The 20,075-nt window shown below is 45.8% G+C and carries 16 protein-coding genes; 10 read left to right on the plus strand and 6 right to left on the minus strand.

The window, feature by feature from the left end; all coding sequences use genetic code 11:
- The first annotated feature begins 147 nt into the window (after positions 1–147).
- The gene (locus MTR11_RS10940; protein ID WP_005375109.1) at positions 148–495 is read left to right on the plus strand and encodes a helix-turn-helix domain-containing protein; all 348 of its coding nucleotides are present in this window, start codon (positions 148–150) and stop codon (positions 493–495) included.
- A gap of 91 nt (positions 496–586) precedes the next feature.
- Here the strand turns inward: MTR11_RS10940 and lldD are convergent, their stop codons facing one another.
- A complete protein-coding gene (gene lldD, locus MTR11_RS10945; RefSeq protein WP_005383962.1) occupies positions 587–1,726 on the minus strand; it encodes an FMN-dependent L-lactate dehydrogenase LldD in 1,140 nt (379 codons plus the stop codon).
- Positions 1,727–2,041: 315 nt separating this feature from the next.
- Positions 2,042–3,733: an L-lactate permease gene (locus tag MTR11_RS10950; protein ID WP_006741952.1), complete on the minus strand. Its 1,692-nt coding sequence runs from the start codon at positions 3,731–3,733 to the stop codon at positions 2,042–2,044.
- 162 nt (positions 3,734–3,895) lie between these two features.
- Here MTR11_RS10950 and MTR11_RS10955 point away from each other — a divergent pair, with 162 nt between their 5' ends.
- Entirely contained in the window at positions 3,896–4,795 is a 900-nt protein-coding gene (locus MTR11_RS10955; RefSeq protein WP_005375112.1) for a LysR family transcriptional regulator, read from the plus strand.
- A 121-nt stretch (positions 4,796–4,916) separates the two neighbouring features.
- Positions 4,917–6,950 carry a prolyl oligopeptidase family serine peptidase gene (locus tag MTR11_RS10960; RefSeq protein WP_243327504.1) on the plus strand — a complete coding sequence of 678 codons (2,034 nt, stop codon included), beginning with the start codon at positions 4,917–4,919 and terminating at the stop codon, positions 6,948–6,950.
- A 241-nt stretch (positions 6,951–7,191) separates the two neighbouring features.
- Here MTR11_RS10960 and MTR11_RS10965 read toward each other — a convergent pair whose 3' ends face one another.
- Together MTR11_RS10965 and MTR11_RS10970 are read right to left on the minus strand one after the other, a co-directional pair.
- Complete coding sequence (locus MTR11_RS10965; protein ID WP_243327505.1) at positions 7,192–8,823, minus strand: ABC transporter ATP-binding protein; 1,632 nt, start codon at positions 8,821–8,823, stop codon at positions 7,192–7,194.
- A gap of 85 nt (positions 8,824–8,908) precedes the next feature.
- The gene (locus MTR11_RS10970) at positions 8,909–9,406 is read right to left on the minus strand and encodes a hypothetical protein (protein WP_054866850.1); all 498 of its coding nucleotides are present in this window, start codon (positions 9,404–9,406) and stop codon (positions 8,909–8,911) included.
- A 187-nt stretch (positions 9,407–9,593) separates the two neighbouring features.
- On the opposite strand from MTR11_RS10970, the gene MTR11_RS10975 reads away from it, so the two are divergent.
- The 3 genes from MTR11_RS10975 (at position 9,594) to MTR11_RS10985 (ending at position 15,235) form a co-directional block, all read left to right on the plus strand.
- Positions 9,594–11,954, plus strand: coding sequence for a Lon protease family protein (locus MTR11_RS10975; RefSeq protein WP_182033217.1), 2,361 nt, complete (start codon positions 9,594–9,596; stop codon positions 11,952–11,954).
- Between the two features lie 294 nt (positions 11,955–12,248).
- A complete protein-coding gene (locus tag MTR11_RS10980) occupies positions 12,249–13,877 on the plus strand; it encodes a methyl-accepting chemotaxis protein (protein WP_005394881.1) in 1,629 nt (542 codons plus the stop codon).
- 398 nt (positions 13,878–14,275) lie between these two features.
- Entirely contained in the window at positions 14,276–15,235 is a 960-nt protein-coding gene (locus MTR11_RS10985) for a porin (protein WP_005394882.1), read from the plus strand.
- Between the two features lie 122 nt (positions 15,236–15,357).
- Here the strand turns inward: MTR11_RS10985 and MTR11_RS10990 are convergent, their stop codons facing one another.
- Positions 15,358–16,104 carry a flagellar brake protein gene (locus tag MTR11_RS10990; protein WP_043884593.1) on the minus strand — a complete coding sequence of 249 codons (747 nt, stop codon included), beginning with the start codon at positions 16,102–16,104 and terminating at the stop codon, positions 15,358–15,360.
- Positions 16,105–16,231: 127 nt separating this feature from the next.
- Between MTR11_RS10990 and MTR11_RS10995 the strand changes: the two genes are divergently transcribed.
- Positions 16,232–16,507 (plus strand): GNAT family N-acetyltransferase, encoded by a 276-nt coding sequence (locus MTR11_RS10995; protein ID WP_182033283.1) that lies wholly within the window; start codon positions 16,232–16,234, stop codon positions 16,505–16,507.
- A gap of 2 nt (positions 16,508–16,509) precedes the next feature.
- Positions 16,510–17,484 carry a phosphotransferase gene (locus MTR11_RS11000; protein ID WP_413777597.1) on the plus strand — a complete coding sequence of 325 codons (975 nt, stop codon included), beginning with the start codon at positions 16,510–16,512 and terminating at the stop codon, positions 17,482–17,484.
- Positions 17,485–17,527: 43 nt separating this feature from the next.
- On the opposite strand, the gene MTR11_RS11005 is transcribed toward MTR11_RS11000, so the two are convergent.
- Positions 17,528–18,028 carry a GNAT family N-acetyltransferase gene (locus MTR11_RS11005; RefSeq protein ID WP_054866853.1) on the minus strand — a complete coding sequence of 167 codons (501 nt, stop codon included), beginning with the start codon at positions 18,026–18,028 and terminating at the stop codon, positions 17,528–17,530.
- Between the two features lie 395 nt (positions 18,029–18,423).
- Here MTR11_RS11005 and napG point away from each other — a divergent pair, with 395 nt between their 5' ends.
- Positions 18,424–19,194: a ferredoxin-type protein NapG gene (napG, locus tag MTR11_RS11010; RefSeq protein WP_015313573.1), complete on the plus strand. Its 771-nt coding sequence runs from the start codon at positions 18,424–18,426 to the stop codon at positions 19,192–19,194.
- Entirely contained in the window at positions 19,194–20,048 is an 855-nt protein-coding gene (gene napH, locus MTR11_RS11015; protein ID WP_243327512.1) for a quinol dehydrogenase ferredoxin subunit NapH, read from the plus strand. The genes napG and napH overlap by 1 nt, the downstream gene beginning before the upstream one ends.
- Positions 20,049–20,075 lie beyond the last annotated feature (27 nt).

Raw genomic sequence — 20,075 nt, forward strand, 5'->3', positions numbered from 1 at the left:
GCCGCCGTTCCATTCGTGTGCGGAGCTTCGCCATCTCCGATTTGCGTTGATATTTGAACGATCAATTATAACTTCTCTGACTTATCGCTAACATTTATCTTAAGTAAGTGTGAGAGTGTATTGGCTCTTGAATTAGCGGAGGCAGATATGGAATTTACAGAGCTGGATCGAAACGCGCTCTACGACATCTGGATGTCACAAAAAGCCAAAATGCACATCACTCAAATGGAAATGGCGAAGCGCCTTGGTTTGAGTCTACACGAGTTTTCTGGCTTGTTACGTGGGAATTCTCCACTGACGCTAGGTTTTGTAAAACAGCTATGCGAGCAGCTACATGTACGTCCTGGTCAGGTGATTCCGTCTTTGACGGAGCGTGATCTATCTGCATCTGGTACGGTTTATTTACAAAATCGTGTGACGGTGGATGGCGATATCAGTAACGTGTTTATCGACGGCAACCAAGTCGTGATCGAGTACGTTCACCAAGTTAGTTAGCTTGCTCGTCAAATTATCGGGTTGAAGAGCAATAAAAAACGAGCCAACTGTGGCTCGTTTTTTCGTTTCTGTTTTTAATCGCCTGCAAAGATTATGGGATTTTCACTAGCGAATCGCGAGAAAGATCCGCGATAGACTTCGCGCCTGTCAGCGTCATAGCTACACGCATTTCTTTATCGTACAGATCCAGTAGGTTTTCAACGCCTGCGCCGCCTTGTGCAGCCAATGCGTACACAAATGAACGACCAAGCAGTGTGCAGTCTGCGCCCAGCGCGAGCATACGAACCACATCAAGACCAGTACGGATACCTGAGTCAACAAAGATCTTAAGATCGCCTTTTACCGCATCTGCAATGCTTGGTAGTGCTTTAGCACTTGAAAGTACGCCATCTAACTGACGACCACCATGGTTAGATACCACAATGCCATCCGCGCCGAAACGTACCGCATCTTTCGCATCTTCTTCGTCGAGGATGCCTTTGATGACCATAGGTCCATCCCAAAAGTCACGAATCCACTCAAGGTCTTTCCAGGAGATAGACGGGTCGAAGTTTGCGCCTAACCAGCCGATGTAATCTTCTAGTTTTGTTGGTTCGCCGCGATACGTTGAGATGTTACCTAAGTCGTGCGGTTTACCAAGTAGACCCACATCCAGTGCCCAGCTTGGGTGGCGCATCGCCTGGAATACACGACGCATGGCTGCGTTAGGGCCGCTCATGCCTGAGTGCATGTCACGGTAACGCGCGCCAGGAACTGGCATATCAACGGTAAACACCAGCGTTGTGACGCCCGCTGCTTTTGCACGCTCAAGCACGTTCTTCATAAAGCCACGGTCTTTAAGCACGTAAAGCTGGAACCACATTGGACGTTCAATTGCAGGTGCGACTTCTTCAATAGGACAAACCGAAACGGTCGACATAGTAAACGGGATGCCTTTCTTCTCGGCCGCTTTTGCTGCTTGCACTTCGCCTCGGCGCGCGTACATACCAGTTAGACCAACAGGAGCTAGCGCGATTGGCATTGCCAGTTTCTCACCGAAGATCTCGGTTTCTAGGCTCAAATCTGTCATATCGCGTAGGACGCGTTGGCGAAGGGCGACATCACCTAAATCGTCAGTATTACGCTTCAGCGTGCGTTCGTCGTAAGAGCCGCCATCAATATAATGGAATAGAAACGGGGGAAGTTTGGCTTTCGCGGCAGCGCGGTAGTCAGTAGAAGCTGAGATAATCATAATGGTGTCCTAGCGGTTATTCTAAGCAAAGTTGTGGAGCAATTTGCTCTTTCGTTGAGCCTTCATCGCAAAGCAGTGAAGGCATCAAAATGAGTATAGTTACCTATGGTTCACTTACGTTTGAACTGGTGATGTTGGTAACTCATTTACATAATTGATTGAAAAATTTTGTTAAATCACTCAATCAGTTACACAAATTGGAAAGGATGACACAGCTGACGGGGGGATTGATGTAGCAAGCTAAATCAACATGTCGGGGTAGTAGTGCTGACAGCTGTGTCAAATTAGGCAGGGCTACAAACCCTGCGTTTCGCGTTACTTCATCAAGACATCCGTCATTTGGAGGCCGTAAATCAACACCAAACCAATAATGCCCGTCATTACAATGTAGTAGAACGTAGGGATAATCGTCTTACGTAATGTTGCGCCTTCACGGCCAAGTAAGCCTACGGTGGCTGATGCGGCAACAACGTTGTGAATCGCAATCATGTTACCTGCGGCAGCGCCAACGGCTTGAAGCGACACAACAATCACACTCGAAATAGACAGTGTTTGTGCGACTTCGAATTGGAACTGGCTGAACATCATGTTTGAAACCGTATTTGAGCCAGCGATGAAAGCACCCAGCGCACCAACAGTGGCACTCAGTGCTGGGAACGCAGAACCGACAAGGTCAGAGGCAAAGTTCGCTGTTGTGACCGGCATACTTGCTAGGTCAGCGCCGTTAATGCCAGAGTTGATGAAGATACGAACCATCGGGATGGTAAATACCAAGACAAAGCCCGCACCAATAAGTGTTTTGCTTGACTCGCCAAACGCTTCACGCAATGGTTTTGCGCTGCCACTTTGTAGCATTGCGGCAAGCAGTGCGACAAACACCAGAATGCCGCCTGGCAGGTACAACGGCTGAATAGCGGCGCTCACACCAGTCTCACCAAGAATATTGCTGAACGACAAACTTACGCTTTGTACAAAGCCTTTCAGTTCCGGACTTACGCGGCTTGCGACGAGAATTACTGCCAGCATTACATATGGTACCCAAGCTTTTACGATGCTCATTGGTTTGCCTGGATTGTCGTTTAGATCGACTTTTAGCGAGCCCAGCCATTCAGCAGGCCATTTGTCTTCGCTTTCGAAATCCCACTTAGTCTTTGGTACTAAGAAGCCTTTTTTCGCTGCGGTAACAACAATAGAAAGACCAACCAAACCACCGATTAGTGAAGGGAATTCTGCGCCCAAGAACACACCGGTTAACGCGTATGGCACAGTGAAAGAGACGCCTGCGAATAAAGCAAATGGTAGAATATCCAGACCTTCACTCCAGCTTCTGTTCTTGCCGAAGAAACGTGTTAACATCATCGCCATTAATACAGGGATCATCGTACCTACAACAGCGTGAATCACAGCAACGTGCGCGGTGATATCTTGCAGGTACATTTCCCATGTTGCGCCTTGTGCAGCCAAAGACTCACTGATGTTATGCGTGTCTAAACCTTTGTTTACACCCACGATGATTGGTGTACCCACCGCACCGAATGAAACAGGCGTTGACTGAATCATCATGCCCATTAGGACAGCGGCTAGCGCAGGGAAGCCGATTGCAACCAGTAGTGGTGCAGCAATTGCTGCCGGGGTACCAAACCCTGATGCGCCTTCAATGAATGAGCCAAAACACCAAGCAATGATGATGGCTTGCACACGGCGGTCAGCTGAAATATCGGTAAATCCATTACGGATAGTGGTGATCGCTCCAGTGTGTTTTAAAGTGTTGAGCAAGAAGATGGCACCAAACACGATCCATAGAACAGAGACAGTAATGCCTAGCCCTTGGAATACAGAAGCCAGTACGCGATTGGCTGACATATCCCAAAACATTAGGGCAATAGCGACGGTTAAACCGAACGCAACAGGCATGGCTTTTTTAGCAGGCCAGTTGAGACCAACCAATAAGATGGCGGCAACAACAATTGGCGAAAATGCCACTAGGGCAAGTAGGGTTTCACTCATTTGTACATCCTTCGTACGCTGACTTCTCGAACGGTGTCAATCCGCTGTAGAGGTGACTTTTTGTTGTAATGGTTTTGTTAATTTGGCGTGAATTTACTCCTTTATTTTTTGTTGATATAGGGAAATAATGAAAATAATTAATTCCAAAAGTGACATAATCGTATGAGAGCAGACGACCTAATCCTATTTTCTCAAGTAATCGAACTGGGCAGTTTTAGTAAGGTTGCAGAAGCAAATAACCTTACAAATTCGGTAGTTAGCAAAAGAATGGCAAGGTTGGAGGAAGAGATAGGGGCGCAGCTATTATATCGAACAACGCGTAAATTGACCTTAACCGAAGCAGGTAAGGTGTTACTCCACAGTGCTAAAAATGTGAAGCAGGCCACTCAGGAGGCTATGGACGCTGTTGCAGGCTTTGGAGAGAATGTGAGCGGTCACATAAAAATGTCCGTGCCGTGTATCTCTGGAGATTTGATACTTGCTGATGCCGTTGCGGAATTTTGTAACCTTCATCCGGGTCTGACCGTGGACATGTCATTGGATAACCGCTTTGTCGATTTGGTGGCTGATGGTTACGATTTAGTCATTCGAACTGGCTACCTAGCCGATTCCAGTTTGATCGCACGACATATTCTCGATTCCCAATGGGTGGTATGCGCGTCCCCTTCATATATCGCTAAAAATGGGAAGCCGATCGAGCCGATTGATCTCACCACGCACAATTGTCTGCAATACGCTTACCAAACCACAGGTGCAACAGACTGGGAGTTTAAAGGCGAAGACGGAAATTACATCGTCAAAGTATCGGGCTGCTTTTCTACTGATAACGCGACCGCATTACGTAAAGCCGCTCTGGGCGGCCATGGTATAGCTTACGTCCCGCGCTGCTTGGTGTATCACGATATTCGCAATGGCCAACTGGTGGATATTTTTCCTGAACTAGTGGGTAAAAAGTTGGGTATCTATGCGGTGTACCCGTTTACTCGTCAACCACCGAATAAAGTGAAACTGCTTATTGAGCACATTCGTGATCGTTACTTAACGATATCTCATTATTTCTAGTTCCTTCATAGATTTAAAACAATGTCGTTGAAATCAATATTGGGTGCTCTAAGGTAATCACCGCAATAAAACGATATGAAAATAAACAACTTAATAAAAACAACGGAGTAACACGGACGTTATGCATTACCCAAAAACACGTAAAGATTCTGTCGTGGACACTTACTTTGGTCACGACATTGCCGACCCTTATCGCTGGTTAGAAAATGATCGCAGCGAAGAAACCGCACAATGGGTTTCGGGTCAAAACTCAGTGACCTTCGATTTTCTTGGTCAGGTCCCGTACCGCCAACAAATCCGTGACTTGGTCGCGAACAGCCAAAACTACGAAAAATATTCCCAGCCATTTGTACGTGGTGACTACACCTATTTCTACAAAAACGACGGTTTGCAAAACCAAAGCGTATTGTATCGCCGTAAAGGCGAGGGAGAAGCCGAAGTCTTCCTTGACCCAAATACGTTCTCTGAAGAGGGCACGACCTCTCTTGGCGAAGTCAGCTTCTCGAAAGATTATCGTTTGGTCGCGTATTCCATCTCGGAAGGGGGCAGTGACTGGCGCAAGATCTTTGTTATTGATGCGGAAACCAAAGAACAGTTAGAGCCTGAGATTGTGGATGCGAAGTTTACGTCGATTTCTTGGCTGGGCAGCAAAGGCTTCTATTACTCAAGCTATGATAAGCCGCAAGGCAGTGAGTTATCTGCGCGAACTGAACATCACAAGCTTTATTATCATGAACTTGGTACACTTCAGTCTGAAGATAAAGTGATTTTCGGTGAGTTGGATACGCAGGTTCACCGTTATGTGTCTGGTACCACGACGACGGACGATCGCTTCCTCATTATTTCTGGCGCAGAATCCACATCGGGTAATCGTCTGTTTTATATCGATTTACAGTCTGAGTCCCAAGCGATTGTGACGCTTCGTGATACAACGCAAGGCGACACCTACTTGATTGATAGTCAAGACGAAACCTTGCTGCTTTACACCAACCTAGATGCGCCGAACGGCAAAGTTGTCAGCTATAACACCCAAACAGAACGATGGACTGACGTGATTGCTGAACAAGAACAGCCGTTAGAAATTAGCAAAGGTGGCGGTTATCTGTTTGCGACTTATATGGTGGATGTACTTTCTAAAGTGCAGCAGTTTAACTACCGAGGTGAGTGGATTCGAGATGTTGAACTGCCGGGAGAGGGCACGGCTTATGGTCTAGCTGGCAAGTTAGAAGAAACCACACTTTACTACACATTCACTAACTATGTGACACCACCGACGATCTTCTCATTTGATGTTGAGTCTGGTGAATCGACGCTGTTTCAAGAATCAAAAGCGCCATTCGACCGCAGTGAGTATGAATCAAAACAGGTGTTTTACACCTCAAAAGACGGCACGCAAGTTCCGATGATCATTTCATACAAGAAGGGCATCGCACTTGATGGTAGTGCGCCAACCATGCTGTATGGTTATGGCGGTTTTAATATCAGCCTCACTCCGATGTTTTCTGGCAATGTGGCCAACTGGCTAGAATTGGGTGGTATTTACGCTGTCGCCAACATGCGAGGCGGCGGTGAATACGGTAAAGCTTGGCACAACGCAGGCACTCAGCAGCAAAAGCAAAACGTATTTGATGACTTTATTGCGGCGGCGGAATACCTGATTGAAAACGACTACACTAGCTCCGAGCGCCTAGCGATTCGTGGTGGTTCAAATGGCGGCTTGTTGGTTGGTGCGTGTATGACGCAACGTCCTGAGTTATTTAAGGTGGCGCTGCCAGCCGTGGGTGTGCTTGATATGCTGCGTTACCACACGTTTACGTCTGGAGAAGGCTGGAAGTATGACTATGGCACGTCTGAACAAAGCGAAGCGATGTTCCAATACTTGCTTGGCTACTCTCCTGTTCACAATGTAAAAGAAGGCGTGCAGTATCCTGCGACATTGGTGACAACTGCCGATCACGACGATCGTGTGGTTCCAGCACATTCGTACAAGTTTATTGCGGAGCTGCAAGACAAGCAGCAAGGCGCTAATCCAGTATTAATACGCATTGATGTCAATGCTGGTCATGGTGCAGGGATGCCGCTGAGTAAGCAAATTGACCTCACCACAGACGTGTATGCATTTACGTTATACAATATGGGTATTGAGTCGATTTAATGCCTTAGTTGCTCGAAGCTTCTGAGAATAAAAAATGCCGCGACACTGTCGCGGCATTTTTCATGGTTGGGGGAACTCAATTCATACTGTTTACCAGTGTTTGAGCCAGGTTGACTAAGTCTGACTCTTGAACCAACCAGTCTCGGCGGCCAAACCGAAAGGCAGCTACGCCATTCTTAAGACAAGATGAAATCATCACCTTTTCTTAATCCTAGTTTATGAATATGAAACTGTGATGAACCTAAGCCGCATTGTGCTGATTTTCACTGTTTTCAAGATCAAATGAGGCATCTATCAGTTTTTTCGTGTAGTCATTTTTAGGGTTTTGGAAAATATTTTCGGCTGTACCTTGTTCCATGACCTCGCCTTTTTGCATGACAAGAACACGATCAGAAAGGGCTTTGACGACTGATAGATCGTGGCTAATAAACAAGTAGCCAATGTTATGCTTTTTCTGCAAATCTTTCAGGAGATCAATCACAGTCAGTTGAACCGAGCGGTCCAATGCAGAGGTCGGCTCATCAAGCAAAATAAACGAAGGTTCAAGGATCAGTGCTCGCGCGATAGCAATACGCTGACGCTGGCCTCCTGAAAACTCGTGCGGATAGCGGTTGATGGACGCGGGATCTAAGCGAACCTCTCGAAGCACGTCGCGTGCTTTCTGCATACGTTCTTTTTTACTCAACGTTGGCTGGTGGACAGTTAATCCTTCAGTGATGATCTCGCCGATAGTCATACGAGGAGAAAGCGAACCATAAGGGTCTTGGAACACCATCTGAACGTCTTTTTTCAGCTCAAAACGTTCTTTGTTTGTCAGCAAAGCCATATCTTGGCCTTTGTATTCGATTTTACCTGTGGATGGCAGGAGGCCTATCAGTGCGCGGCCGAGGGTAGACTTGCCTGAACCGGATTCCCCAACAATCCCGAGTGTTTCCCCTTGTTTGAGCTCAAGAGAAATGCCTTTTACGGCTTCGAAGTACTCATTTTTACTGGCAATAAAATGCGACTTTATCAAGAATTTGACTCGTATATCGTCAGCTTTTAATAGTTGTGTAGCACTCTCGCTAATAGGGTCCTTACTGCCTTTTGGAATCGAGTTGATCAGCATACGTGTGTATTCGTGCTTTGGGTCTTCGAAGAGTGTTTGCGTTTCGCCTTCTTCGACGACTTCCCCTTTACACATCACAATGACACGGTCGGCAAAGTGTTTTACGACGCCTAAATCATGAGTAATAAATAGGATTGCCATGCCCATCTGAGCCTGAATTTCTTTAATCAGGTGCAGCACTTCTGCTTGAACCGTGACATCTAACGCGGTGGTTGGTTCGTCGGCAATTAAAATATCGGGTTCGTTAATCAATGCCATTGCAATCATGATGCGTTGCAACTGACCGCCAGAAAACTCGTGCGGATATTTGCTGTACGCTTTCTCTGGCTCTGGCATGTGAACCAGTTCAAACAGCTCTAACACTCTCGCTTTGGCTTTCCGTCTATCCACTGGACGGTGGCACATGATGGCCTCAGCAACTTGGATCCCCACCCGCATGTATGGGTTCAGTGAGGTCATCGGCTCCTGAAAAATCATACCGATACGATCACCGCGAACGCTTTGCATTTCACGCTCCGTTTTATCCAAGATGGAGCTACCCTCAAACATGATGGATGAGTTCGTATGCAAAATAGCGTTGTCTGGCAATAGTTTCATCAGTGCATTGGTTGATACTGACTTGCCAGACCCAGACTCGCCAACGATGGAAAGCGTCTCGCCTGCTTTTAAATCGAAGCTAACATTCTTTACTGCATCGACGATCCCATCGTTTGTCGTAAAGCTGACCGATAGGTTACTCACCGAAAGAATGGTTTTAGAAGACATCACAGATCCTTGTGGTTGGTAAAGCAAATGATACTCAAGCAATGGACAGCACAAACCTAGCTGGCCTAAATGCTTGGGCTTTAGATTAATTATAAAGGTGAGAAGGCGAAGACTTTGCCGAACTCATCGCTTGCAAATGCAAAAACTGCTCATGTGCGCGCGTTACATGGTCTAGCTCAATCATCCATTGAGCATTGCGTTGAGCAGAGCAAAATGCCGCCATATGAGCTAACAAGTCTTCACTTTGTTGACCAAGTAAATGACCCACACGCTCAATAAGTTCATGATTCTCTAATTGCAAGAATTGGAATAGTGCGTACGTTTGATTGAGTGTTGAAAAAGCATCGCGCTGTAATCCGAGTTTGTTGAGAATCTCCGATTGTGCGACGCACGCATCTCTAAGCCCGGTGATAAGACAGACAAACTGACAAGGTTTGGTTTGAGCATTTTCGAGCGCCGAATGAATGTGGTTCGGTAGATTGCTGAGTACATCGTCGTATAAACGATGTGCCTCGGGCCAGTGGCCTTGTTCCATCAATTGCTCTGCTTTCAAGTAGCGCATCCAGCATTGCTCAATATTCATGTCCATCTCCACAAGAGTTGATTTGTTTTGATATTAAATGAAATTGATTATCAATTGCAAGTGAGTGTTGATATCACTTTTATGCTCATAAAACGTCCAATCAAACTAGGGTGGAAGGTAAATCACTTAAAATTAAGCAAATAATCTCTACACTCAAATGACGAAAATAAGAAAAAAGGAAGTGGATATGGCAATACTAAGATTGGAAGCTAAGCAGCTATATTCTGTAGCAGATCTAGAGAATATGCCATGTAAGTCGACCAAGGAGTTACCTCCAATTGATGAGATTGTGGGCCAAGAGCGCGCGCAAAAAGCGGTCGAGTTTGCGATGTCCATCAAAGAGAAAGGGTATAACATCTACGCCATTGGTCAGAATGGGCTAGGTAAACGCACCATGATCCTGCGCTATCTGAATCGTCACCAGCACGATGCAGCAGCCTTGTTTGATTGGTGTTACGTTGCGAACTTTGAAGATACCCGCACACCCAAGGTTTTGAAGCTGCCTTGTGGTATCGGGAATAAGTTACGTGTTGATATTGAAGCCTTAATGGGCAAACTACTGAATGCTTTACCCCTAGCGTTCGACAATGAAATGTACTTTAGCCGCGCTGAGCGATTAAAAAATCAATTGGCAGCGAAGCAACAAAACGAGCTGGACCGCATTAGCCGAGAGGCAAAAGAGAAAGGCATTAGCTTGACGCTTACCACACAAGGCGATTATCAGTTTGTCGCCATGAATGGTGACGAGCTTCATACGGAAGAGTCTTTTGATGCACTAAGTAAGAAAGAGCAAGAGCAGTTCAGCGATGCTATTGATGAACTCGAAGTGCGATTACGCTCGATGGTTCGTGAGCTCACGGAGTGGGAAGAGACGTACAGCGATAAAATCAAAAAGCTTAATGATGAAGTGACGCTTGATGTGATTACTCACTTCATCAAAAAACTCAAAGTGGATTACGCGGAATATTCTGAAATCAAAACGTACTTAACTGAGCTGCAAAAAGATATTGTTGAAAACGCAGATATCTTCCTTGATCAAAGTGGTGAGCAAGGCGAAATTGCGACGGCGTCGTTGGATAAAAAATTACCACGTCGTTATAAAGTGAACGTATTGGTAAGCCGCAACAGCAGTGACTTTCCTATCGTTGTTGAAGAAAACCCTAATTACCATTCGCTCTTCGGTTCGATTGAGACAGCCACTTTCAAGGGAACCGTGTTTACCGACTTTTCGCTGATTCGTGCGGGGAGTTTGCATAAGGCGAATGGCGGCGTTCTGTTAATGGATGCACAGAAAGTGCTTGAACAGCCTTACGTTTGGGATGGTTTGAAGCGCGCACTGCGCGCTCGTCAATTGAGCTTTACCTCCCTAGAAAAAGAAGTGACATTGACAGGGGCGGTATCACTCGATCCCGAGCCTATCCCGCTCGATATTAAAATCATTCTGTTTGGTGACTACCGAACTTATCAATTGCTGCAGCATTACGATCCAGAGTTCAGTGAGTTGTTCCGAGTGACAGCAGATTTTGAAGATGAGATGAAGCGAACGCCAGAGTCGGAACTGCACTATGCGCGCTTTATTTCTAGCGTCGTGAACGACAACAATATGCTGCACTGTGATAGAAAGTCCATGGGACGGATTATCGAATACAGTTCACGCTTGTCTGGTGATCAAACCAAGCTATCACTCCACTCTGCCAATATTGCGAATTTATTACGTGAGTCAAACTACGTTGCTCGTCAAGCCAACTCCAACATGATCCGTATCGGTCATGTGGAAGAGGCGCTCAAGAACCAAGAAATGCGAGTGAGCCGATTACGCGACAGCGTGATGGAAACGTTTGTTAACGGTACAACCTTGATTCGCACTGAAGGGAAGGCTATCGGTCAAGTGAATGCCCTCTCGGTATTAAGTACCAGTGACTACATGTTTGGTGCGCCGAATCGCATCACCGCGACGACGTGTTACGGCGATGGAGATGTTATCGATATCGAACGCAGTGTGGATTTGGGCGGCAGTATTCACTCTAAAGGCGTGATGATTCTATCGGCCTACTTGTCTTCCGTATTTGGTAAAACGGCGCGAGTACCATTAACCACAACGATTACGTTTGAGCAATCTTATGGTGGTGTCGACGGTGATAGTGCCAGCATGGCAGAGCTATGTGCTGTAGTGTCTGCTTTTTCAAAGCAACCAAACCGACAAGACATTGCGATTACAGGCTCGATGAATCAGTTTGGTGAAGCTCAGCCGATTGGTGGTGTGAACGAAAAAATTGAAGGCTTTTACGATGTGTGTGTGATTAAAGGTCGTCATGAAGGGCAGGGGGTCATTATCCCGCAATCTAATGTTCATAACTTGATGCTCCGTTCCGACATCGTGAAAGCAGTAGAAAAAGGTGAGTTTAATATTTGGGCGATTGATCATGTCACTGAAGCCATCGAGCTGTTCACGGGGAAAGTCGCCGGTGAGCCAACCGATGAAGGTTCTTATCCAATAGATACGATTTTTGGCCTTGCTCAAGCTAAGCTCAATTCGTTGAGAAAATAGCCTAAAACCGCCCTAAATGTGAATGTATCTCATCATAAGTGATCACAATTTATCATAACGACAATATCCCGACACTACTGTCGGGATATTGTCAATAACAGATTGAAAATGGGGACTTTTTGTACTAGACAAAAGTGTGATCGACCTCTAATATTCGCCACTTGTTTATTCGTCTGGGAACTTTCCCGTCGCAAGGAAGCATAGATATTCAAATAACCGAAATGCAGCTTCAGTATTGAGAGTTGCTTGAGTTCGTTTGGATATAGGCATCACGCATACAACTGAGGTCCAGTCATGCAGTTATCACTGAAAAATTTGTCAGTACGAACGCAAATTTTGGTTCCGGTATTATTTACCGCGATTGTTTTGTTTATTGCTTTGTGGATTACTAAAAACAATCTTCAAGCTGAGCAAGATGTTATTGCTTCCAACCAAGAGTCTTTGGTTTTCCATAAAGACACTTTGGCGCGTATTGACGATGAAATTTATCCACTTCGTATTACAGCGGTTTACGCTATCTACGACGCTTCCCGTCGTGAAAATTTTCTTAATGAATTGAAAGAAGGCTTAAAGCAGGTTGAAGCTGATTTAAGTGCGATTGAAGCTCGTAATCTGTTTCGTGAAGATGCGATTAAAGTTCGCCAAGCGATCGAAGCCTATGTTCGATATTCAGAGCGCTCAGTGGCTTTCTTTAACCAGTACGATCAAGGCTTGAAATCGGACAGTGAGTACCGTGCATTCATTAAAGAGTACCGTAATGTTGGCCGAGAAATGGTTCAACAAATCAATACTCTGTCGAAGCATGTGAATGATCAAGCAGAGCAGTCAACCATAAGAAGCCATCAACAGAATGAGCGTGTACAAAACAACGCTATGCTGACAGTTCTTGCGGTATTTGCGTTCTCATTGGTGGGGGCGTGGATCTTATCAGGCATGATTGTTACGCCTATTCAAAAACTTCAAGAAGTGATGCGTCAGTTGGCAATGGGCAACTTATCAGTTCGCGCAGATGTAGATGGTGATAACGAAATTGCGAAGCTGAGCAAAGATGTTAACCAAACAGCAGAACAGCTTTATAACACGGTCGACCAGCTAACTCGTATCAGTGAAGAGGTTGCCTCGGCATCGACTGAGCTTGCCGCAGTAATGACGCAAGCAGAAGCGAATGCTCAGCTAGAGCTCGCTGAGATAGAACAAGTTGCATCGGCTGTTAATGAACTTGCCAGCACCGCAAACAACGTGAGCGATAACGCAACGTCTGCGGATTCGACAGCTCGCGAAGCTGATGGTCTTGCGCAATCAGGTCTGGCTATCTTCCAAGAGAGCGCAGAAGCAAGCGCACAGATGTCTCAGGCATTGAACGATGCAGCGCAAGTCGTACTGCGTTTAAAAGAGCAGTCGGTTCAGATCAACGACGTTATTGAAGTGATTCGCGGTGTCTCTGAGCAGACCAACTTACTCGCATTGAACGCTGCGATTGAAGCTGCGCGTGCTGGTGAGTCTGGTCGTGGTTTTGCGGTTGTTGCGGATGAAGTACGTATGCTCGCGGCACGCACGCAAGACTCGACTCAAGAGATCCAAACGATTATTGAAGAACTTCAAGCGCAGTCTGGGCTTGCGAATGACAGCATGCAAGTCAGCCTTGATATGCTCAGTCGTAACAACGAACTGACGCAACAAGCGAATGAGGCATTGGTTGGTATTACCGAGTCGGTAGCCAACATTAACGATTCAAACACGCAAGTGGCAACCGCAGCCGAAGAGCAGTCTCAAGTCACTCAAGACATCAACCGCAACGTGGTTAACATGTCTGAACTCGTTAACCAGAATGTGGCGGGTATTAGTCAAAGCGCAAGCGCGAGTACTGAGCTTTCATTACTTGCAGAGAAGCAGAAAGAGCAATTGAGCTTCTTTAAGCTTTAATTCGCTATTCGCCTAACAAAATGTATAAATCCCTGAGCTATTGCTTGGGGATTTTTTTGTTTGTGAGAAACGGATTTAAAATCAGGAAGTCTATCTAAAACAGTCATTTAGTGAAAATATTTTGCGAGCAAAATCACATATAATGAGATTGTTTTTACATTTTTTGCGTCAATTTTTTTTTGACGCGAACGATTTTTTTACCTCAACCGATAACTTGATGGTTGAGAGGTATTCATATCGTCATTTTACTTGGTGTTTTCTTCTATAAGTGCTGTTTATTCAACGCGTTGCGTGAAAAATAACAGCTGCTACTATGCCGCCTGTTTTCTCGTTGGTACAGAAAAGTCCTGTTTTTCTGGTGAGAAAATACATATAAAACAATGATATGGAAAATAACAATGAAATTAAAAACTTTAGCTGTAGCAGTGGCGCTAATGGCATCAGGATCTCAAGTTGTCGCTTCAGAACTATACAACCAAGATGGCACTTCTCTTGAGATGGGCGGCCGCGCTGAAGCGCGTCTTTCTATGATGGATGGTAAGGCAAAAGACCGTACTCGCATCCGTCTTAACTTCCTAGGCAAACAGGAAATCAATGAAAACCTATACGGTGTTGGTTTTTGGGAAGGTGAGTTCGAAACAAAAGAAGAAGGTGCCGTAGATAACAACAGTGATCTTGAAACTCGTTACGCTTACGCAGGCCTAGGCGGTAAATACGGTGAAGTAACTTACGGTAAAAACGACGGTGCATTATTCGTTCTTACTGATTTTACCGATATTATGGCTTACCACGGTAACACTGCAGCACTTAAACTGCCTGTATCTGACCGTACAGACAACATGCTGTCTTACAAAGGCCAATTCGAGCAACTAGCTGTACGTGCTAGCTACCGCTTTGCTGATCGCACAACAGATGCAAAAGGTTTTACAGACAACGAGGAAGATGGCTTCTCTCTATCTGGTATCTACGCATTTGCTAATACTGGTATTGAACTAGGTGCTGGTTATGCAGACCAAAACGATAGTGATGAGTTCATGCTTGCTGCTGCATACTCTGTAGGTGATTTCTACTTCGCTGGTAACTACACAGGCGCAGACGTGGATGTTGCAGGTGAGTCTGCGGATTACAAAGGCTACGAACTAGCTGCATCATACACTATGGGTCAAACTGTATTTACTTCTACGTTCAACAAAGGTGAGCTAGAAGATGCTGATACTGTAGAAAACCTAGCTGTTGATGTTACTTACTACTTCAAGCCTAACTTCCGTGGCTACGCATCATACAACTTCGATCTAATGGATAACGAAGGTGCTGATGAAAAAGATGAGCTAGCGCTAGGTCTACGTTACGACTTCTAAGTCGAAACTGTTATCTAAGATTCTGCCTTATTCTTAGTAAACAAAACCCCTTACTTTACAGTAAGGGGTTTCTTGTTTTCCGGGTATCAAAACTGGCCGATGCTTGGTGCTCGTTATCAAAGCTACCTTTTTAGTGTGAGTTTAGTCCCATCAAATTTTAGGTGACTCAGGAGACTTTTAGCGTTGGTTTTACCAACCTCATCAAACTCCATTCCATAGCGAGCATGGTGTGTCGATTTTTGTAAGTTACAAATACGACCTCGCAATGGCGCGAGCATGTGGCTTTCACCGGGCATGGTTAGGTCCAATGAAACGCGATCACCAACCTGAAGTGGTCGGCTCATTGGTGATGTCACAAAGCGGCACCCACTACGAGATAAATCTCTTATCTCGCATTCAGTTCGATAGGCTTCTAAACAAACGCGCGCTCTCAAATTCACTTCGTAACGTACTTCTTTACGAAGCTGAAAGACCTGCATGGTGTTAGGTAGACTTAGCACTAAAATTGGATACGGGTCGCCGAGTCGGTGCTGCAATTGCGCCCGAAATGGAATGACAGCACCTTCCCCTCGATGAGAGTACGCTTTTACATTGATCCAAAAGCCTTCTTGAAAATAGAATTTCAAGTCCTCATCGGAGATGTTCGGAACCTCTATCAATGCGGTATTATTTGAGTGACAGCCGACAAATGTGCTGGTTGTAATAAACTTGGTACCAACAGGTGTCGTGACGTTTAAACTTACTTCACTGCCATGTTCGACCATTGCCATTGCATCGGTGCTATTTAGTGTACTTGCCTGACGTTCGGGTGCCTTCTTGCTTTGCAGAGGTAGTTTGCCGTCTCTGGCAATAGGGCTCATATTTCTCATTATTATTGTCGTACCTGATTTGAGAAGGTAATGGCGTGAAGTGACAGAGCACTTCAGCATGGTGTTGATTCTATTCAGTGATATAGTTTGATTCAATCAATCCGTAACAAAAATTAGAGAGCAAGATATGCATAAAGTAACTCATGAAGTTGAAAACAACACATTTTGGGTTGATTTAGAACAAGGTTATAAAGCCAAGGTGGTTTATCAGCTTGAGAACAATGTCATGCACATCACATCAACCGTAGTTCCTGAAGCATTACGAGGTAAAGGGTACGGAAAAGTGATGATGGAAGCGGTATTGCCAGAAATTGAGGCACTCGGTTATAAAATCAAACCAGTCTGTCCATATGTCATTCATTATATGGAGAAAAACCAAGCGTGGTCACATCTGCTTGCATGATGATGAACGACAACCACCAACGTTACCAAAGCATTGGCCAGGAGCTAAAGCTCGGGAATTATCAATCGGTAGAAGTCATACAATCGCTATGGGGAGGCTATGGTGAGTTAGTCCGAGTTACTTATTCAACTTGCTCGTTGATCATTAAGCATGTAAAACTCCCTAAACCTTCAGAGCATCCAAGAGGCTGGAATACTGACCGATCTCACCAAAGAAAGCTGCACTCTTATCAGGTGGAAGTGAATTGGTATACGGATTTTTCCAGAGAGGTGAGCACTCGCTGCCGAGTACCACAAGGTCTAAAAACGTTCCAATCGGAGAATGAATGGCTCATCGTGATGGAAGATCTCGCCGAGGCAGGCTTTCCAAAAGTCATCACCGATGCAAAGCTAGAACATCTACGAGCCTGCCTTGCTTGGTTGGCGAACTTTCATGCGCGCTACATCGGTGTTCGCTCGGATAAGCTGTGGCATAGCGGCACGTATTGGCACTTGGCAACCAGACCCGATGAGCTTGAGGTGCTGCAAGACACCGAGCTAAAAGATGCCGCTCAATTGATTGATCAAACGCTTTCGCAAGCCAAGTTCAAGACGCTTGTACACGGTGATGCCAAATTGGCGAACTTCTGTTTTGATCGAGAAGAATCAAGCGTTGCTGCGGTCGACTTTCAATACGTCGGACATGGCTGTGCGATGAAAGACGTAGCACTGTTCATGAGCAGCGCCGTCAAGCCAGAACGTTGTGCAGAGATGGAAGTTTGGGTCTTGGATACGTATTTTGCTCAGTTGCAACAGGCGTTAATGGTTTATCATCCGAATCTTGCCCCCAATGAAGTCGAGCGCGAATGGCGTCCTTTGTTTGCGGTTGCGTGGGCTGACTTTCAACGATTTGTGAAAGGTTGGAGCCCCGATCACTGGAAGATCAATCCTTACACAGAAGCATTGACTAGCAGAGCGCTGACTCACTTACGAAAGTGAGTAGAAGTTTAAGAAGAAAAGCCTCCAATTAGGAGGCTTTGATTTACTTTTTACTTGGCCTGATACGTGCCATGTAATAGGTATTGATGAACTCGCCATCTCGGAAGGAGCCATCAATGGCTTCGCCCTCAATTTGAAATCCATGCTTTTTGTACAGCCCAATGGCGGCGCCATTATCGGCGTTGACTTCTATCTGAATTCTTCTCACGTTTAGCCAGTTATCTGCCAGTTCAGTGACTGTTTCAATCAACTTGCTACCAATACCGAGCCCATGGAAGCTGTCATGCACTCCGATGCCAAATGATGCTGTGTGCATTGTTCTTGGACGCTGCGAGTGATGAAAGCCAATGTTACCCACTACTTTACCATCGATTTCAGCTACGTAGCTGTAAACGCCAGCGGGCATATTTGACAATCGTTCTACCCACATTGCGAGCGAAGGTTTTGGGAGTTGCAGGGTTTCACGTTGTGCTTTTGGTTGTGAATAGATTTCTACGAGTGCCGCTGCGTCTTCAACGGTTGTTGGACGTACGATAATTTCCATGCTTCTCTCCTTCGCTTTTTAGTATTAATTTTCAATCTAACCACAGTTCCTTATTTTGGATAGTATTTTTTTAAGTTTGAGAGATAAACACCTTTTAAATTAGGTTGTTATAGCGATGTTTTTCTAAATTTTAGTAGTCATTTATCTTTGAATTTAGCGAATAGATTGCAAAGGTGTTGAATTATTGTACTGAAAATGGCGTGCACGGCAGAGTATCGTGGTGAATTTCATTTTGGAGGAAATAAATGGAATTATTCAAACTGTGACGACGGCACTGTACATCAGTTGACTTGAATCAATTGAGGGTGGAGTTACCTCTTATGAGGTATGGGGAAGAGGTACGTTTAGCGCTATTTATGCTTAACTTGATAAAGGAGTTTCGTTGAGGAAATAGCATGAAATCCTCTCAGTCTAAAACATCGCAAAGTCGGCGTCGATTTTTGCGTGATACTGTCCGAACTGCGGCAGGCGTTGGCGCAGCGGCGTGTGTGTTGGGCTTACAATCGCTGCAAAGCCAAGCTCGAGAAACTAAAGGTGTGCCTATTCGCCCACCCGGTGCATTGCCAGAAGGCGATTTCGAATCAGCCTGTATTCGATGTGGCTTGTGTGTTCAAGCATGCCCTTACGACACATTGAAACTCGCGACATTACTTTCTCCTGTAGCCACTGGTTCTCCTTACTTTACTGCGCGCGATATTCCCTGCGAAATGTGCGAAGACATTCCTTGTGTGGTGGCTTGCCCGAGTGGGGCGCTGGATCCGAAGCTAACCGATATTGATGATGCTCGCATGGGGACAGCGGTTCTTATTGACCATGAAACTTGCCTTAACTGGCAAGGATTACGATGCGACGTTTGTTATCGCGTTTGTCCGCTGATTGATGAAGCCATCACGTTAGAGATGGTTCACAACGACCGAACCGGTTATCACGCCAAACTTATCCCAACAGTGAATTCCGAAGTGTGTACCGGATGCGGTAAGTGCGAACAAGCGTGCGTGTTGGATGTCGCTGCTATTAAAGTCGTCCCGACGGATTTGGCGAAAGGCAAAGTGGGCAGTCACTACAATTTTGGTTGGAAAGAGATCGACAAACCACTCGAAAATATCCTCCCTAGTGAGACGCCTGTACCGGAAGGTGCGCTTGAATCGCTAAAAGGAGGTAAGTAATGGCAAAGAACTTAGCTCAAAATGCTGGCAAAGAAGTGGTAGAAAAGCTTGGTTGGTGGCGCGCGCATCGGTTTCTGGTTTTACGTCGGCTATGTCAGCTCACCATCATTGCGCTGTTTATGGCTGGGCCGACATTAGGGGTTCTAACCGGTAACCTCTCATCGAGTATGTTGCTCGATACGGTCCCTTTAAGTGACCCGTTAATTGTGCTTCAAGCTTTGGCGACAGGGCATATACCGGAGTTTAATGCGTTGTTAGGCGTAGTGATTGTCGTGGTGTTCTATGCGATTTTAGCACCGCGCGCATTTTGTGCTTGGGTATGCCCGTTGAACATCGTGACGGACTTAGCGGCGTGGCTGCGCCGAAAGTTCAACATTAAAGCGAGCTATCGTTGGTCTCCTGCTATTCGCTATTGGCTGATCCCTGTTTTGATGTTGGGCAGCGCGCTGTCTGGCGCGATTCTTTGGACATGGTTAGATCCAGTGGCGGCACTGCATCGCGGATTGGTGTTTGGTATGGGCGCAGGTTGGGTGCTGATCGCACTGGTGTTCGTACTGGACTTACTCTTGGTTGAGCATGGGTGGTGTGGGCACTTATGTCCACTGGGAGCTACCTATGGCGTGATAGGCCGAAAAAGCCTGTTGCGCGTTACCGCTGTTCGCCGCGAGGATTGCACGAAATGCATGGACTGCTTTTATGTTTGCCCAGAACCAGAAGTGCTTTGGCAGCCTTTGAAAGAGGGAGATCGTCGAGTTATGGATCAAAACTGCATAAGTTGTGGCCGCTGTTTGGATGTGTGTCCAGAACATGTGTTTGAATTTAAGAATCGTCTAACAGTAAAGAATATCGATTAAGTTACTGAGCCTCATCACTGGCGTTTT

Origin of the sequence: Vibrio sp. CCB-PB317 (assembly GCF_022808245.1) — a bacterium.
Lineage (GTDB): Bacteria > Pseudomonadota > Gammaproteobacteria > Enterobacterales > Vibrionaceae > Vibrio > Vibrio diabolicus.